16 protein-coding genes and 1 pseudogene are annotated in these 17,426 nt (G+C 38.7%); 10 read left to right on the forward strand and 7 right to left on the reverse strand.

The features are described from left to right. Positions 1 to 27 precede the first annotated feature (27 nt). The 3 genes from ACI2JM_RS14125 to ACI2JM_RS14135 form a co-directional block, all read right to left on the reverse strand. The gene (locus tag ACI2JM_RS14125) at positions 28 to 981 is read right to left on the reverse strand and encodes a replication initiation protein (RefSeq protein ID WP_045448300.1); all 954 of its coding nucleotides are present in this window, start codon (positions 979 to 981) and stop codon (positions 28 to 30) included. Between the two features lie 329 nt (positions 982 to 1,310). Further along, complete coding sequence (locus tag ACI2JM_RS14130) at positions 1,311 to 1,481, reverse strand: hypothetical protein (RefSeq protein ID WP_157292455.1); 171 nt, start codon at positions 1,479 to 1,481, stop codon at positions 1,311 to 1,313. A 198-nt stretch (positions 1,482 to 1,679) separates the two neighbouring features. Continuing rightward, the gene (locus ACI2JM_RS14135) at positions 1,680 to 2,021 is read right to left on the reverse strand and encodes a hypothetical protein (RefSeq protein WP_045448302.1); all 342 of its coding nucleotides are present in this window, start codon (positions 2,019 to 2,021) and stop codon (positions 1,680 to 1,682) included. 261 nt (positions 2,022 to 2,282) lie between these two features. On the opposite strand from ACI2JM_RS14135, the gene ACI2JM_RS14140 reads away from it, so the two are divergent. Both ACI2JM_RS14140 and ACI2JM_RS14145 read left to right on the forward strand, forming a co-directional pair. After that, positions 2,283 to 4,919, forward strand: coding sequence for a MobA/MobL family protein (locus tag ACI2JM_RS14140; RefSeq protein ID WP_404645002.1), 2,637 nt, complete (start codon positions 2,283 to 2,285; stop codon positions 4,917 to 4,919). Between the two features lie 30 nt (positions 4,920 to 4,949). Further along, a complete protein-coding gene (locus ACI2JM_RS14145) occupies positions 4,950 to 5,906 on the forward strand; it encodes a hypothetical protein (RefSeq protein WP_404645004.1) in 957 nt (318 codons plus the stop codon). 188 nt (positions 5,907 to 6,094) lie between these two features. Here ACI2JM_RS14145 and ACI2JM_RS14150 read toward each other — a convergent pair whose 3' ends face one another. Further along, positions 6,095 to 6,370 (reverse strand): hypothetical protein, encoded by a 276-nt coding sequence (locus ACI2JM_RS14150; protein WP_404645006.1) that lies wholly within the window; start codon positions 6,368 to 6,370, stop codon positions 6,095 to 6,097. A gap of 155 nt (positions 6,371 to 6,525) precedes the next feature. Next, positions 6,526 to 6,750, reverse strand: coding sequence for a helix-turn-helix domain-containing protein (locus ACI2JM_RS14155; RefSeq protein ID WP_404645008.1), 225 nt, complete (start codon positions 6,748 to 6,750; stop codon positions 6,526 to 6,528). A gap of 340 nt (positions 6,751 to 7,090) precedes the next feature. Between ACI2JM_RS14155 and parA the strand changes: the two genes are divergently transcribed. The 4 genes and pseudogenes from parA (at position 7,091) to ACI2JM_RS14175 (ending at position 9,714) form a co-directional block, all read left to right on the forward strand. After that, a complete protein-coding gene (gene parA, locus ACI2JM_RS14160) occupies positions 7,091 to 7,726 on the forward strand; it encodes a ParA family partition ATPase (RefSeq protein WP_404645010.1) in 636 nt (211 codons plus the stop codon). A 12-nt stretch (positions 7,727 to 7,738) separates the two neighbouring features. Further along, positions 7,739 to 7,942, forward strand: coding sequence for a plasmid partition protein ParG (locus tag ACI2JM_RS14165; RefSeq protein ID WP_404645012.1), 204 nt, complete (start codon positions 7,739 to 7,741; stop codon positions 7,940 to 7,942). A 246-nt stretch (positions 7,943 to 8,188) separates the two neighbouring features. After that, positions 8,189 to 9,352: pseudogene (locus tag ACI2JM_RS14170) on the forward strand (IS3 family transposase). A gap of 179 nt (positions 9,353 to 9,531) precedes the next feature. Then, positions 9,532 to 9,714 carry an AAA family ATPase gene (locus tag ACI2JM_RS14175; protein WP_404645014.1) on the forward strand — a complete coding sequence of 61 codons (183 nt, stop codon included), beginning with the start codon at positions 9,532 to 9,534 and terminating at the stop codon, positions 9,712 to 9,714. Here ACI2JM_RS14175 and ACI2JM_RS14180 read toward each other — a convergent pair. Both ACI2JM_RS14180 and ACI2JM_RS14185 read right to left on the reverse strand, forming a co-directional pair. After that, positions 9,704 to 10,162 (reverse strand): IS630 family transposase, encoded by a 459-nt coding sequence (locus ACI2JM_RS14180; protein WP_404645016.1) that lies wholly within the window; start codon positions 10,160 to 10,162, stop codon positions 9,704 to 9,706. The two genes, ACI2JM_RS14175 and ACI2JM_RS14180, sit on opposite strands and share 11 nt — an antisense overlap. A 34-nt stretch (positions 10,163 to 10,196) precedes the next feature. Continuing rightward, positions 10,197 to 10,550 carry an IS630 transposase-related protein gene (locus tag ACI2JM_RS14185; protein ID WP_192520530.1) on the reverse strand — a complete coding sequence of 118 codons (354 nt, stop codon included), beginning with the start codon at positions 10,548 to 10,550 and terminating at the stop codon, positions 10,197 to 10,199. A gap of 78 nt (positions 10,551 to 10,628) precedes the next feature. Between ACI2JM_RS14185 and ACI2JM_RS14190 the strand changes: the two genes are divergently transcribed. The 4 genes from ACI2JM_RS14190 (at position 10,629) to ACI2JM_RS14205 (ending at position 17,103) form a co-directional block, all read left to right on the forward strand. Next, positions 10,629 to 12,569, forward strand: coding sequence for an ATP-dependent nuclease (locus tag ACI2JM_RS14190; protein WP_404645019.1), 1,941 nt, complete (start codon positions 10,629 to 10,631; stop codon positions 12,567 to 12,569). Then, positions 12,560 to 14,317 (forward strand): UvrD-helicase domain-containing protein, encoded by a 1,758-nt coding sequence (locus tag ACI2JM_RS14195; protein WP_404645022.1) that lies wholly within the window; start codon positions 12,560 to 12,562, stop codon positions 14,315 to 14,317. The genes ACI2JM_RS14190 and ACI2JM_RS14195 overlap by 10 nt, the downstream gene beginning before the upstream one ends. A 302-nt stretch (positions 14,318 to 14,619) precedes the next feature. Then, positions 14,620 to 15,210 carry a recombinase family protein gene (locus ACI2JM_RS14200; protein ID WP_062844955.1) on the forward strand — a complete coding sequence of 197 codons (591 nt, stop codon included), beginning with the start codon at positions 14,620 to 14,622 and terminating at the stop codon, positions 15,208 to 15,210. Positions 15,211 to 15,519: 309 nt separating this feature from the next. Then, positions 15,520 to 17,103, forward strand: coding sequence for a Fic family protein (locus ACI2JM_RS14205; RefSeq protein WP_167541798.1), 1,584 nt, complete (start codon positions 15,520 to 15,522; stop codon positions 17,101 to 17,103). The last annotated feature ends 323 nt before the right edge of the window (positions 17,104 to 17,426 follow it).

Consider the following 17,426-nt stretch of genomic DNA (forward strand, 5'->3'; position numbering starts at 1 on the left):
CTAGCTCAATTACTCTTTTTTTCTTTGCTATGATTTCTGCTTAGGGAACGTATAGCCTATCGCCAGTAAGTGCTTTTTGTGGGTCTTTAAAAAAGCCTCATCTCTTAATTGAGTGTGTAACCAACTAATAACTTCTTGAGTGCTTTTACCTGATGGTGCGTAACTACCAAACGGTGAGTAGTTAGCCAACAAAGGGGCAAAACGATCAATTTGCTTAACGGTTAGAGGTGGGATATCTCTATCCTCATTATTCTGATTTAGGCCCTCCTGTCCTTTTTTCTTAGTTGGCTTGGCCTTGACGGTGAATGTCAAACCTGTAACTGTGCGTCCACGTTTGATGTTTTCATAGGTGATTTTGATGTCGGTTTTCTGATTAATTTCTTTTATGGGCCCATCAACTGCATTCTCTTTCAAATTGTTGATGCGCTCATACGACTTAGGCGTGCCAAGTTCTTGCCTATATTGATCTAAAGTCATAGAAAAACCACCCTTCCCCTCAGACTTTTTTGCTAGATGGTAAAGGTCTAACGAGTAAGTCAATTTGAGGTTTAAGATATCTTCTTTTAAATATTTAGTGTAAGGGTTGAGCTTATCAAAAACCTGAAGTAAGTATATTACCTCATCTGTAAAATGCATCGATATATAGCCATCTGCATATTTCGACCTGATTAGCCATTGAACCTCTGTATCATCACCATCCTTATCCTCATAAATGAATGTACGCTTCATTAATTTTTTGCTAGCTGATTTCATTTGCTTATAAGCCGAGTTTCTATCTATTCCGCTAAGCTTAGCAAATTCAGAAGACGCAACCTCTATCGGTGTTTTTTCAGTAGCATTATTAACCCTAACCAATGGGCTCGCTAGAATAATGATGCGCTTCTCATCAATAGACATCTCTCTAAAAGCTTGAGTAATTTTATTCTGCATAACAATCCATTTTTCAGGATATTTTTTTTCGTATAGCTCGACATCATTCATTATGACAACCTCATTATGCTAGTTACTTTAAGATACTAGCATAATGCGGGATAAAAGTAGCATTTAAACGGGATAAAAGTAGCATAATGCGGGATAAAAGTAGCATAATGCGGGATAAAAGTAGCATAATAGAGTGCGTAACCCTTTAATAGCAAAGCTTACAGACTGTCTAAAAGTCTTTAAAAGTTTTTAAAAGTAAAAAATATATTTTTATTTTAAATAATAAGGAAAAAACCAAAAAACCGACGGATTTAAGATGATAATTTGATCGACCAATCACTTGTAAAACTGATCAGTAGCTCAGAATGCAATTCTCCATTTACTTAATGTTATTCCACGTTCGCATGGTTCGGATCAAGCTTAGATCTTTGAAGATCTTCAAAAGCATGGTCAAAGATATTTTGAATATCTTCGTCTGTCATTCTGGACAACCCTGTTTTCACATTCTCAATATCAGTCTCATTTTTTGTAGATAGTTTGTCTTCATTTTCAGTAGCCATTATCGACACATCTGTAAACACTTATCAAACCGTTGCTAAAAAGCCTAGAAACCACTCTTATATACGTTTTACGCTCTGTCCGATACGATGGTAGCTAAAGCTATTCTAAAACGCTTAAAACAGCCGATAACCGTTTCCTAACCTTTCGCTAATTAGTAGACGATCCAGCTGTACCTTCAATTAGGCGATTTCTAGCAGCTACTGTGCTGATGAGTAAGCATCAAGCAATGAACCGTGGTCACTGTCCTGACTGCTTTTAGGTGGTGTAAAGCTGCTTGGTGTTTCCTTAGCCTCACTTTGCATCTTATGAGCGATTGATTTTAAAAACTCACGGTGCTTTTTTAAACGAACGTACCTTTCATTATCATGGGCGTCTAAAAATATAGCTTGTAGTTCATGATTGTCATCATCGTCTAATGCGTTGGCTAACCATTCCCCCAACACCTGATGTGCCTCAAGTCTGTCCTGATTGATTTCTTTTTTAATAGCCTGTAACTGCTTTATCTTATCTGCGAATAGATCATCTGATATTACTGACATTATCTCATCCTTTTCTAGTCAACTATGATAGAGTTGATCCTAGCAGTGTACACATAGGGATGCAAGGTAGTAAAATACACAAGACCACATTGTTTCGTGGGCGCAGTAGTATTTTAACCCTCTGTTAAGAGCGAACTTAGGAGTTTATGTAAAAAAGGCCCACAAGGGGCGCTATTTTTTTACATAAACTCCGTCGTTCGGCAGGGGGCGAACCCCCTACAACCCCCAAAAAATCATCTCTCAATATTGGGTTTTTTTGCTATGAATAATAAAGGGTTTCATCTGTCGGTTAGCGCCGTTAGTAAGGCGAAAAATCATAGTGTGGTGGCAAAGTCGGCTTATAATTCTGGCTCAAAACTGGTTGATGAGCAGTCAGGAGTCGTCCACGATTATACCAGTAAAGCTAAAGACAAAATCTTAAACTTAGTGGACAGTGATGGCACTAAATACACGCAAGTTATTGAGAAAAATGTGGTGCATACGGCGTTGTTAACGCCAACTCTTGCTGGGGATCTAGCAGTGACACGTGAGGGTTTTTGGAATGATATCGAACGCATTGAGACTCGTAAAAACGCGCAATTGGGTACTGAGATTGATGTGATGTTTCCTGATGGAATCACCGCTGATCAGCGTATAGTTCTGGCCGAGTGCTACGCTCAAACCTTATCTGATCGCTATAACGTGCTTGTCGATGTGGCCATTCATCGGCCCCACAGTCACGAGAAACATGTGGGGGAGGTTGAAGTGGTTGAGCTGACCAGTCGTAACTTTCATGCCCATATTTTACTCTCAAGCCGTGAGATAGTAGCGGATGTTAAGGGTTATGCTTTATCAGCACGCAAGAATTGGTTGCAGTGGTCAACGGAGGAGCGGTTATCTAAGGGGTTAAACGGGCGCGGCGATGAACTTAAATATCAACGCACCCTTTGGGCGGATATGGCCAATGAGCTACTGCCTGAGAATAAAACCATTAGTGAGAAATCCTACCGTGAGCTGGGCATCAGTCGTTTACCAAAAATGAAACTGGGTAAGTCACTATATAAGGATATTCTCAAAGGCAATCGTTCAGTGATTCATGAGTACAACGAGACGATTGATGAGATCAATGCTTACATTGAAAAAAATGGTCTGGTAATTGAGTATGACGACAAGGGACGTATTGACCTAGAAAGCAATGAACAAGAGGTTAACGGCGTCACAATACATTATAAAAAGCGTAAACCCTTTGCGCGAATTGAGCTCAGTAATATCCGCTTTGTAGATCCTGCCGCTGAACTTGAACCCGCTATTCCTAAAAATAAGAGTCAGACGCATAGTGATGCGGCCAATGATCACGCACTTGATGAGCTTTTAGCAATCTCAGCCAACTTTGTGAGTCAAAAAAAGATGGTACGCAGCGCCTTATTTTCAACCATTGATGCGCTGCATGAAGAGTTAGCGCACCAGTCTAAACAGATTATTACCATTGATAAAAACATTAAGAGTACCCAGCGGTTCACCGAGGAGGTGGGACAGGATTTTAGCGAGCCCCGCCAAAAAATGATTGAGCTTGCCCGGAAAATACATACGAAAGAGCAAAGTGAGGCACTAAAGACGGCTTTAGTGTTGGTTGATCAATTTAGACAAGATGACACCCTACAAACAGGCCGCGCTGTTAGCCGCCTTGAAGAGCAGCTGTCACAGATTGATAAAACGGTGCTGAACAATAAAGCAGTTTTAAAAAAGCTTATTCCCCTTAACAATCGAGTTATTGATGATCATAAGGCGCTAAAGGCCACTTTAAAACCTTTTGCCGCAACGCTCAATAAGCTGGCTACTGATTTTAAAGTGCTTGATGAGATTGATGTTGAAAAAACTGAGCTGCAGCGGCACTGGCGGGAGGCGTTTGAGGATTTGCAGACGATCGAGGTAACGAGTAATCTTGACACCTATCATAAGTTCGCGGCAATGGCAGATCTTGATGTTGAGCGTTTTAAAGCGCTTGAGCAAGAGCGTGAGGCGCTGCGTGCTCTTAAAGCGGTAGAGATAGATGATACCGCTGAGGCACGTTTGAAGATGCTTGTATCTGATGTAAAGACATTTAAAACCGCCAATAATGAAGACATCAAACAATTAAAGCTGCAAATCAATACTAGTCAAAAAACCTATCAGCGCCTATCGCCGTTTTATGAGCAGCGTATTGCCCTTCTTGATCAAAGTGAAGCGGTGATTGTGCAAGATGATAACTTATACGATGAGATTACCCGTACCAAGACCACTCAATTGAACGCAGATCGGCTTGATGACTGGCGTACTCGTACCATGGCGCTCCAATACCAGCTCAACAAAGCGCATGAGCAAGCCGAAACTGAGAACAAAGCCAGGCGTGAGCGAGAGGAAGCACATCGGCGGCGGCAAGAAAAACAACAAAAAGAGCAAGATGCTACTGCCCTTGCGCGTACCCGACAGGCAGAAGTCAAGGCGTATCAGAGCAGGTTTGATAATATGCTGGTACGGGTTAAAGACCGTATTGATAAGATCGACTTTAAAGCGATTGATACTACTGCCACTGTGATAGAGGCGGCTGAAAAGTTAGCTGCTGAGGCCCTCGTCTTAAAAACGCTTCAGCATACTGATAATGTCACCGCGTTGCAAAAGCGTTTGCGAGACACGGATGCAAAACGGGTGATGATAGACAGAGATACGTCGGTACAGACACTATTACAAGCGCTCGGCACGCTTCCTAGCGACCGTCATAAAATTGATACTATAAACGCGCTTAATGAGCGTTTTGAGCAGGTTCCTGACATCCGCGTGGGCACGCAAAATTTAGCGCAAATCTTGGCCGCACAAGTGCTGGATATAGACAAGGCTATTCAAGAAAAAGCGCGCCATTACTCGTCACCACGCCCATTTTAGTTGTGATGATTATAATAATGAGTACTTACTATGAATAAAAATGACCGCACTGAGCAAGACATACACGATCAACTTGTTAACCTAGTGACTTCATTGACTCCGGTCATTGGGGCCTTGCGTGAGCTGATTAAGCGAGCCGATGATGCGGTAGCGAGGCGGCTTGAGCGTTCGCTTAGCGGTATTGATAGCAAGGTGAGTGAGGTGTCTTCTGCCATTGAAGAATTAGGTGGTAGCGCAAGCACGACTTCGCAGGCATTGAGTCAGTATCAAGAACTCGTGTTAAAGCAGCTACAAGCGGCAGTGACTGCTTTCACTGACAATGAGATGCCAAGTCGTTATGACAACAAAATAGCGGGCATTATCACCGATATGAAACAGCAGATTGATACGGCTGTACAGTCGGTGGTCACTGCTAAAAACGACAGCATAGAGGTACAAGTGAGTACCATGCAAGGAGTTGCTGATAAACTTAGCGCAAGCGCTGACAATCTAGCCCTATTCACCAATCAGTACCAAGCTGGTCATAAGCAGATTATTGAAGATATTGAGACCTTTGAGACCACCACCAAAACGCGGATTGAGCAGGTCGAGGGTAGAGCTAGTAAAGACTTGGACAAAATTCATAAGTCCATTGAGACTATGAGTATTAAAAGGATTGCAGTCGCTGTCGCAGCGGGTACGATGGCTGTGATAATAAGTTTGGTGGCCCTGGTATTTTGGTATGTGCCAAGCTTTGATGAGATTGCAGAGATGAGATACCAGCAAGCAGAGCTACAGCGCGGCATCGATGAGCTTGAAACGGGGTGGAAGCAGGCATTTGATAACGCTCAAAGTCAGCAGATTATTTTGGCTTGTGATGTTGATGAAGCGCAGCCTGATGCAATCAGCTGGTGCGTTAGAGCAGACAGTAAGAGTGTTTTGAGAGATGAGAGAGGCTTTGTTTATTATAAAATAGCTGGGATGCCGCGTGCAGAGCCGACTGAGTAAAGCCGTATGGTAATAGTGAGCCATATTGCCTAAAAATGTGTCTTCTGGAATATATAAGACTGAAAAAAGGCTTGTTTGACTGTCGTTATCTTTGTCTATATTAAAAAGCCAGATAATGACACTTTATCTGGCTTTAAGGGTTATTGTTTCTTGTTAAACAAGAAGTCTGTAAATATAAGCTAAAGCCATTACGCTGCTTGGTCAGTGTGAGCTGTGACCAACTCTATAAAAGCAGTTTCAAGAGTGCTTAACGTATAATCATCAACGATAAGACCGTCATCTAGCTGTCGTTGCACCCATACATAGACCGCTTCATCATTATAAAGAATGGGGTCAACACCAAGTAAGGTTGCCAGCCGTACGCCTTGCTGTATTTGTAAGTTTAATAACAGCTGAGAGGCTAACGTTTTAGTCTGTTCACTAAACCATGTGCAGCTATTGAGCCGAGATAGATTGTTACTCATTGGTATTCTCCTATAGATTATTATATACATATAATAGATAAAATGACTTACTACAGGTCAAATTATACCTATATTTTAATCTATTGCAAGAGAAAATAACCTTCTGTAGGTCTTTTTATTCGTTTAAAGACAATCATAGCTCATGATAACGTTATTTATGCTGGTGACTCACTGCTGTCCTCATTTATGATTTCGTATAAATCACCAACATTGATTCTAAGATAAGTACATAAAGACTCGATGACATCTAGATCAACGCGGTTGGCTTCTTCATGATACATGCGAGTAATGGTGCCACGATTGATGCCAGTATCTCTTGAGATATCGGCAATTTTAAGGCGTCTTTCACCCATGATGGTCGATAAGTGACACTTCACCATAGTGGTTCCCTCATTCATATTAGTGGTTTTTGATTGGTGAGCGGATTATAACGAATATGAGCGGCTAAAGTATTGCTTTTAGTAGTTCAAATTGATATCTAATAGCGACAATTTATCTAGTAGCAGGCAGTTTATTATGCTGTCTTTGATACAGAACGTCCATCATGATGGATATACGCTCGTTAGAAAAGACGATGCTATTTTTACTATGAGATATTGCTATTAGTAAGGATGTGACGTACATTTTTAGTTATACTTATATACTTATATACTTATATACTTATATACTTATATACTTATATACTTATATACTCAATACATACTACAGGGACCTGTATTTATGAAAGTAATTGCGGTATTGAATCAAAAGGGCGGCAGCGGTAAGACTACCATTGCAACGCATTTGGCACGAGGACTACAGCTAAAAGGTCATAGTGTGCTGCTGGTAGATAGTGACCAACAAGGTAGTGCGCGTGACTGGAGAGCAGTTGATGAAGACAATCCGGTTCCAGTGATTGGACTTGATCGGCCGACGCTGGATAAAGATTTAAAATATGTGTCTGATAAAGAGTACGTGGTGATCGATGGGTCACCCCAAGCGACCAGTCTGGCCATTTCAGCTATTAAAGCTGCTGACTTCATCTTGATACCGGTTCAGCCTAGCCCCTACGACATATGGGCGACCAGTGATTTGGTTGACTTGGTGCAGCAGCGTATAGAGATGATGGATGGCAAACTAAAGGCAGCGTTTGTAGTGTCTCGGGCCATTCAGAATACTAATATTGGTAAAGAGGTGGCTTCAGTTTTACTAGAGTACGGTCTACCTGTGTTAGATAGTAGAATTATGCAACGTGTAAGTTATCCAAATAGCGCCTCATTAGGTAAAACGGTTTTTGATACTGAATCAGCTAACAGCAATGCAGTACAAGAGATGACAGCCCTAGTAAACGAAGTTAAAACATTTTTTCAAGAATAGTGAGGTGTGAATATGAAAGCTGGTAGACCAAGTAAGGAAAATATTAATGAGCTCAAGCTGTCTGATGTGATAGACCCATCAAAAAAGACAACGAGAGTAAACTTCAATATTGATGAAGATAAGTACATTGAATTTAAAAAGTATGCACTAGATAACCGCAAAACGGTTACTGAGCTGTTGACTGAGATGATTGAGGAAAAGTTGGTCGAACGATAAGCATAAAAAATCGGATTTTTTATGCTTATAAAAAGGATATGTATAAAAAACTCAAAAAACTATACATGTTATTGAATGCTGTGAATCGCTTCAGTATCATCGTATGCTTGTTTTCTTAAGTCAGACGCGGAAGCAAGGTACGAAGAAAATAGCACTGGCAAAATAAACACTGTTGCTTAGGTGAGCTATGCTGAAGAAACTATAGAACCAAACTTGGTAAACTAAGTGTATTAACAGGAGTTTATCATGACTAAGAAAGTCAGAACCTACAGTGCAGCTTTTAAAGCTGAAGCCGTCAAAAAGATAGCAGATAATAATGGCAATGTTTCAGCGACTGCAAAGCAGCTAGGTATAGCCATGCAGACCTTATCTAACTGGCAGAATAAAGCGAATGAAGGCAAGCTTGTCGGCACTAAGCAATATGATCCTGAACTCATGGCCATTATAGGAGAATAAACGTCTTAAACGTGATCTCAAGGTTGCTCAGGAGGAGCGAGACATTTTAAAAAAGGCGACGGCGTACTTCGCGAAGCACAGTTGATGAAGTACGTCTTTATCAAGGATAACCAGAAAATATTTAGCATCACCTGCATGTGTCACGTATTAGATGTTAAGCCATCAAGCTATTACAACTGGATAAATCGTGGCATCAGTAATCAGCAGATCCATCGCAATCAGTGTGAGTTGCTAGTCAGAGTGGCTCATGATGAGACTAAGCAGCGCTATGGCTATGAGCGACTGTATGCTTACCTTACAGGGCAAGGATATGCCATAAGTAAATATATGGTTAGACGTATAAAGGAAGAATGCGGCATTAAATGCCGTCGTCACAAGCGCTTTAAAGTCACCACCAACTCTAATCACAACAAGCTGGTCTATCCAAACCGTCTAGAACAGAAATTTAATGCCAATCGTCCTAATGAGGATTGGGTCAGTGACATCACTTATATTTGGACAAATGAAGGTTGGCTATACTTAGCAGGTGTTAAAGACCTATATACTAAAGAGCTCGTCGGCTATGTCATCAATAAGCGCATGACCGCTGATTTGGTATGCCGTGCACTTAATATGGCAATCAAAAACAAGCGACCTAGCCAAGGGTTGATTTTACATTCTGACAGAGGCAGTCAGTATTGTAGCAATGAGTATCATAAGATCATTAAGTGCCACCAATTTACAGGCTCGATGAGTGGTAAAGGCAACTGCTTTGATAACGCGCCCATAGAGAGCTTCTGGGGCATATTAAAGAATGAGCTGGTGTATCACTAAGACTATAAAACAAGATTCGAAGCCATCAACGATATTACTAAATATATTGAGCTTGAGTACAACCAAACTAGAATTCAAAAGGGCTTGGGCTATAAAACGCCAAGACAGGTGTGGTTTGACTATTATCGTCAGGCTGCGTAATTAAAATCTCCCAAGTTTAGTTGTACGGATTTGACGGCAGGGGTCATTTTAAATACTGCTATGTAGTTAGCACTCTACCTTCTGAACTTATAATTAACTCAATAGACCTGTTGCGAAAGTACCAGTTCATAGACTTCCATTGAAGAAGTTGCGAGGTCTAACACCAGGATTTGAAGCATATGTATATATCAAAAATAGAAATAGAAAACTTTAGAAATTTTAGATGCAATGAAGTTGAGTTTAATGATGGTATTAACGTTATTATTGGTCATAACAACGCTGGCAAATCAAATTTAATTAAAGCATTAGCATTAGTTTTAAATCCCGCTGTCAACAGAAGACTAAGTATAGTCAGTCTATAATAAAAGAGATACAGCTCATATTATGAAACAGTTTAAGTAGATTATTTTCCATCCATCCTTGTCGTAGAGACTTAGCTTGTGCCCACTTCTTTTCAATGGGATTTAAATCAGGACTGTAGGGTGGTAACCAAAGAATACGATGGCCATGCCTATTGAGTAGTTTTTGAATACGTTTACTTTTATGAAAGCGGGCATTATCCATAATAATCACGCACTTTGTTTTAAGGCTTGGGATAAGCGTGAACTTGCACCAGTCGTAAAATACGTGACCATTAATGTTTGTCTCAAAGTAATCAAGCGCAAACAGCACCTTTTCATAGAGAGCACCAATGACGTTTGTTCGCTTTTTTGCTTGCCAGTTGTAGCGATCAATGCAGGGTTTGCCGATCGGTGAATAGCCATAAGGACGAATCGTTTCAGCCTCAAAACCACTTTCGTCCATATACACAATAGGATAGCCTTGCTGTTTGAAGCTATCAAGCTTAGCCTGATATTTCGCTCTTTTTATCAGACACGATTTTGGGTGTTCTAAGCTCTTTTTTTTGACTAATACCGAGGCGCTTTAGGGCAATCTCAATACCCGATTTGCTGCATCCTAGACGCTGTGCTCGCTCGTACATGTAATCGTCTGGATATTGAGCAACGTCTTTGAGAAGAGCTTCATTCGGTATTTTACTTGGTGGCTTATCCCTATTTTGCTTGATATTTGGGTTTTTTAGCCAACGCTGTAATGCGGTTTTGCTAATGTTATAGAAAGTACAAGCTTGACGAATACTCATGCCTTGTTCTTTAACACTTTTGATAACTTGCGCTCGAAAGTCTGCTGAATAGGTCATGTATTCTTCTGCCGTATCACTTATTTTAAAAACATTGTATCTTATTTATAGAAGACTGACTATATTAATGACTTTAATATGAATAGTACTTTAGATGACTTAACAAGATACTCTCCAAAGGTATCAATTACAATTACTATAGCGAAGGGTACGACTTCTACAGAAGACGACTTAGTTACTGTAAGTGAATGGCTAACAGTTCTTAATAGGAAATATGAGGCAAAGTTGACCTACCAATTCTTTTTGCCTGAGAAATACGAGAAAGAATATTTAGAAAAAATAAACCAACTACTACTTCAATATCAATGTACTTTTTGCGCACCATATACTACGAATTATACTCTCTTGATAAGTAAAATATCAAATAACCCTATAAGAAAAATAAAAAGCGAAATATTTAAAATTATTAATAACGATTTCCTCAGATTTTATACATATAAAATTTGGGGTGGTGAAGTAAAAAATAAATCTCAAGCTGACGGTGAGTCATTACAGAAATTTGACTTTCAGTTCGTTGATGCTATTAGAGATGTAGAAAGAGATCTTATTTCAGGACGTAATGTTATGTTGAAAGAAGTATTACACTTTTTTCTAGATTACGATATTAAAAAGTTAGAGGATACCGATGAAGAAAGAAACAAAAGACTAAAAAAAGAATCAGAAGATTTCTCCAAGCAGGCATCAGAATTAATTGAAGTATTAGATAGGCGAATGAGAATCGGTAAAGACAAAATCTTATCATATGCAAATGATACTGGAGCATCTTTGAAGTCTAAACCCAGCTTTGAAGGTGAAACCTCAGATATTGAGATGTTAGGTTTCTTAAAGTTGATTGTCGAAGAAAAGACCGGATTCAAAATTCCTGCTTCTCATAATGGGTTGGGGTATAACAATCTTATCTATATCTCTATTTTACTAGCCAAAATGCAAGCAGATGCTGATGAAGATTTTCTTGGAAGTAACTCTAAGGTATTTCCTATGCTTGTTATTGAAGAGCCTGAGGCTCATCTTCATCCTTCCATGCAGGATAAGTTTTTGAAGTTTCTCAGAGGGAATATCGGTGATGACACAGTTAGACAGATTTTTATTACTTCTCATTCAACACATGTGACATCAGCAACTGAGTTGGAAGAAATAATATGTTTACATCATGATACTGAAGGAAGTACAAGAGTTGGCTACCTCGGAAGACTATTTAATGAAAGTGATGACGACTTAAAATCCAAAAAATATGTAAAAAGATTTTTAGATGCTACTAAATCAAATATGTTGTTTGCAGAGAAAATTATTTTTGTAGAGGGTATTGCTGAACAATTACTCATGAGTGTGTTAGCGAAATATCTAGGATTATCCCTAGAAGATAACCATGTAGCTGTTATTAACATAGGTGGAAGATATTTTAAACATTTTCTAAAATTATTTGATGAACAAAAAAATAGCAATTATGCAATTTTAAAAAAAGTTGCGTGTATTACAGATAGAGACCCTGTTAAGAAAAGTGGTAATAACTACGTAGCATGCTACCCTTTTGAATATAAAAAAAACAATAATGATTATAAGAATCATGCCTCTGATTTATTTGAAATATATGGTGAACATAAAAATATCAAGTTTTTTAGCCAAGATGAAAACAGAGGCAAGACTTTTGAGTACGACTTAGTATTATACAACCCTAAATGCGAAATTTTAGTGACAGAAAGTATGTCCAATCAAAGTAAAATAAAGGAAATGATGAATCTAGATGATAGCAGCTCTTTAGAAAGCTATTTGGAATTAATAGGAACAAGTGCTGAATCTAATAAAATTAGAGATGGTATTAGAGATCTAGGTAGTAGTTGGGAAGAAGATGATAAAATAAAAGCAGTTATAGCCTCAAGATATCTAAACTCTATTGGTAAGGGAGAAAACGCACTAGAACTAGCTTATGCTCTAGAAGAAAACTTAAACCATGATAGTATGAATGAAGTCTTTACAGTGCCAGTATATATCCAGGAGGCCTTAAAGTGGATATGTCAGTAGAGATAAATCACATTACTTCAGGCGATAAACTTGACGATATTGAGCATCACTTCAAAGTATCGGCAGGGCCTGGTGCTGGTAAAACACATTGGCTTGTCAATCATATTAAAGAGGTTTTACATACCTCTAAGCGTTTAGATAAAAGTAGAGAAGTAGCTTGTATTACTTACACAAACACAGCTGTAGAGATAATTCGAAACCGATTAGGCGTATCAACTAATCAAGTTGAGATTTCAACAATTCATAGCTTCTTATATAAGCATATTATAAAGCCATATATACATTTTATCGCGAATGAATATAACTTTAACATTTCAAGATTAGATGGTCATGACGACGTTCAAATAAGTAAAGGGGCAACTATAAAATGGTTAAAAGAACACTCTAAGAAAGACTACTTTAAACACCCTTACTCTCTTGATCAACTAACAAAGAATCCTGACGGATCATCTAAAGTGCATAACTGGCTATCTTCTGTCAGTTATAAATTTGACACTAACGATAATTTATATATAACAGCTGACAGAAAACAGTCTTACGTGAATGGAAGACCTCTAGCCAAAAAATGCTTAGAACTTTTAGAAGTAGACTTAAAAAATTTTAAGGAAATGTATTGGAATCAAGGCATATTAAGCCATGACGATATCCTATTTTTTAGCTTTGAAATCATTAAAAATTATCCTTTTGTCTTGAGTATATTAAGAGCTAAGTTTCCTTATTTCTTTGTAGATGAGTTTCAAGATAGTAATCCTATTCAAGTTAAATTACTTCGTATGATCGGAGAGCAAGATACTATAGTGGGAATCATTGGAGATAAGGCACAGTCCATATTCAGCTTCCAAGGGGCAGAGCCAACTCAATTTGAGGAATTTGAATTAGAAGGCATGAAGAGTTACAGGATAAGTTGTAATATGAGAAGTACGAAAGAAATTGTTGACTTATTGAACTATATCAGAGCTGATTTCAAACAAGAAAATAGAAGTGGTTTTATTGGGAATAAGCCTGTTATTTACATTGGTGATAGATTAAGTGTTTTCAAAGAGGTTGAAGCTAATATTTTAAATGAGCAAGTAACAACCTTGTCTTGGAAAAATATAACGGCTAATGCTCTAAAAAAAGACATAGAAGGTATAGATTTAAACGATAATTTGTTGAATGACTTGATAAATATAGATAGATCTGATCGTCCAAAATTAATAATACCATGTATAAAGGCAGTAGAGTTATGCCGTGAGAAGAAAATCAAAGAGGCTTTAAAAGAGCTTAAGAGATGCTTTAAAAGAGATGAAGATAATAAAAATAGCGCACTAAATTTACTTTTTCTATTAAATAATAGATACGATGAATACTGCGATCAACCGTTGATGACTCTCTATAATATATTAAGAGGAGATTTAGGTATGGGTGATCTTAACAAATTTAAGCCTGGCAAACCTAAAGATTTTTATGACAACAATAATTATAGAGACATCTCTTTATGTGTAAATATTATTGAGGATACAAGCAGTAATATTACAATACATAAATCTAAAGGTTCTGAATTTGACAGTGTTTTACTTGTTTTAGATAAAGAGAGTGATCTTGATTTTATAACTGCTCCAAACTTAGATAATGAAAAACATAGACTTCAGTATGTTGCAATCAGTAGAGCTATAAAAAACTTATATATAAACGTACCAGAACTGAGTCAGCAAACAATTGACAATATTGAGACGTTAGGTTTGGTTAATATTACTCATATAAACTGACGCCAATAACGCAACCAAACCCTTTCGTTAGAGCATAACTTAAGGGAACCAGCTGTTTAACCCTTCAAACCTATTAACAGACTACTTAAAGCAGACTGTTAACATGCAGTCATCTATAACAGACTTTTGAATTATAGGACTGGTTGCTGTGCTTTTTTCCTATCATTAGCCTATACCCAAAACATAAAACCTTTAAATGATAATCTATCTATCATTAGACTTTTTTATATTATTAAATGATAGTAATATCTTGTTATTATCAATGAGCACTAATTATTAAGTCTAAATAATAGAGGTGGGTTATGACTGTTCGTATTTATGTGAGAGCCAGCACTAAGGATCAAGACGCTACCAGAGCATTGGCTGATTTGGTGGCTTTCAGTACAAGTTATGATGATAACCATGTTGAGTACGTCGAGCATTTCAGTGGTACAAAGCTCGATAGACCATTATTAGCCAAGCTGCTAAAGGACGCTGAGCAAGGCGATATTCTACTGGTTGAAAGCGTGGATAGATTAAGCCGATTATCTCAAGATGATTTTGCAATTCTAAAGCAGCGCATCAAAGACAAGGGCTTACGATTAGTGGTGGCTGATCTGCCAACGACGCATACAGTCAGTGAGGGTATGACCGGGGATATTCTCAGGGTGATCAACGATATGTTGATCGACTTATTAGCCACAATGGCAAAGCTTGATAACGACAAACGTAGAGAGCGTATTAAGCAGGGATTGGCGAACAGTGGTTATAAGCCCACTGGTAAGAAGCCTAATACAACGAAACACAATCGTATTAAAGAATTAGCCAGTCAAAACAATATGACAAAAGAGGAGATTGCTAAGGCGGTTGGTGTTGGGGTGGCTACGGTTTATCGGGTGTTAAAGCAGGGCTAATAGCTGAGGTATTTTATTTTATTTTTGTTCATAAACAGCTGATATATAAGGCTTTACACGCGAGGCAAGAAGGCTTTATTTGCAGAAATAGGTACTCTATTACTACGTAGCTGTGTTAAGAACGGTGTATTTTCATCATTCAATTTCGTTCAATTATGCCCACTTAAAACGCCCTTCGATCTTTATCTAAAGACATCACAGCGTCATATAAAAATCGATTTAATGCAATGAGGCTTCATTATAATCATTATATTGCATTCATAATCGCTTTTCTGCAAAATAGCTTATCTATAATCGCTTGAGCCCCTCATGATGAATACCCCTACTTCAGACCCTATTGGCGCAGCATGGCTTATCCGTTATGCCAGCATCGAGCTGGTGTCCCCTTTATATGTCATCAGTAGTATCGGTGGGCGCAGACAAACCTATAAAGACGGTGACGTCATTCATAACGCTTATCAGGAAACCGCGCGTCCACTGGACACTATCATTGCGCACTTACAGTTTCACATGCGTCATGAAGTACTGAATTTAGAGTTACTGGTTCGTCTATTTGAGCAGGTAGGTGCTGATGACGTACAAGCATGGGTAAACGCTGAGCCGACAGGCAGCTATGCCCGTAGAATGGCTTTCTTGTATGAGTGGCTCATGGGTCAGCAGTTAGCAGTACCGAGTAATTTAGGCGGTAACTATGTGGACGCTTTAGATGCTAAGAAGCAGGTTACTTCAAGCCCTGCGCATGTCATAAAGAATGCTCGTTGGCGTATCAATGACAATCTTGCAGGAACCCGTCATTTCTGTCCTCAATTGGTGAAAACAGAGTTGTTTACGCAAGCCGCTGCACTCGATATTGCCACAATGGTTGACAAGCTGAACGATGAATTTGGGCAAGACTTACTGATGCGTGCCTCCGTATGGATGACATTACGAGAGAGTAAAGCCAGTTTTACTATAGAAGGTGAAGGGAAAGAGTTAAAACGTATTGAACGTTTCGCCGATGTGATGGCACGGCGTACCGGCAAGGGCGATATTCCGCTTGATCCTGAGTCGCTAGCAGAGTTGCAACAAGAGATACTTGGTAGCAAAACGGTCATCCAGCAGTATGGCGTCCGTCAATCTCCAGTTTTTGTGTCGCATACTCAGGTCAATGGCTTTAAAGAGATTGTGCACTATATTGCGCCACCTGCTGATGACATTGCTGAAAAGCTCAAAGGGTTACAGGCATTTATGGAAAAGACCGAGGGACAATCGGCACTGATACGTAGTGCGGTTGCTTCCTTTGCTTTTGTGTATATTCATCCGCTAGCGGATGGCAATGGCCGAGTACATCGCTTCCTAATTAACGATGTACTCAGACGCGACCAGATCATTCATGAGCCGATTATCTTACCTATATCGCAAGCCATCGCTGAGCATCCCTCAGACCGTCATGCCTATGATAAAATTTTAGACCGTGTATCCGTGCCACTTATGGAGCAAATCCGTGATCATTACAGCTTTGATAAACAAGCGATTACTTACCCTGATGGTATTCGCTCAAACTTAAATTTTGGAAATACTCACCTAATTCAACCTGCATGGCGCTTTATGGATCTAACGCCTCACGTTCAGTACTTATCAGGACTCATTGCTCATGTTATTGAAAAAGAGATGCATAACGAGTCACAGTACCTAAGAAAGCATGACCATGCACGACTGGCGATAAAAGAGATTGTTGAGATGCCCAACAGCTATGCCGATAGAATTATTCGTAGCATGCTACAAAATAAGGGTGTTAAAAGTAATAAGCTATTGAAGGATTATCCGTTTTTGGCAAATGATGAGGTTTGGGACGATATTTTCTCTGTGGTTGTAGAAACCTTTAAAGATGAAGCAGATGGTTTGAATAGTTAGAACAAACCCTGCTATACGCAAGAAAATCTGCCTTGATAATCAAGCTTAAGCTAGTATCAGTATCATCGTTGCGATAATGATTCGTTTATAAAAGATTCGGCTAAAATACTGTAACTTGAAACGTAATCAATATTTTTCTTACTTAAACAGAATATATTAGAGGAACTTTGATAACAGACAATTTTTATTTGACAAGGTTATTACAGATCCTCAAAATAATTTTGAGTATTTGAGTATTTGAGTATTTGAGTATTTGAGTATTTGAGTATTTGAGTATTTGAGTATTTGAGTATTTGAGTATTTGAGTATTTGAGTATTTGAGT

The organism is Psychrobacter sp. NPDC064578 (assembly GCF_044901245.1).
GTDB classification, from domain to species: Bacteria; Pseudomonadota; Gammaproteobacteria; order Pseudomonadales; family Moraxellaceae; genus Psychrobacter; species Psychrobacter cibarius_C.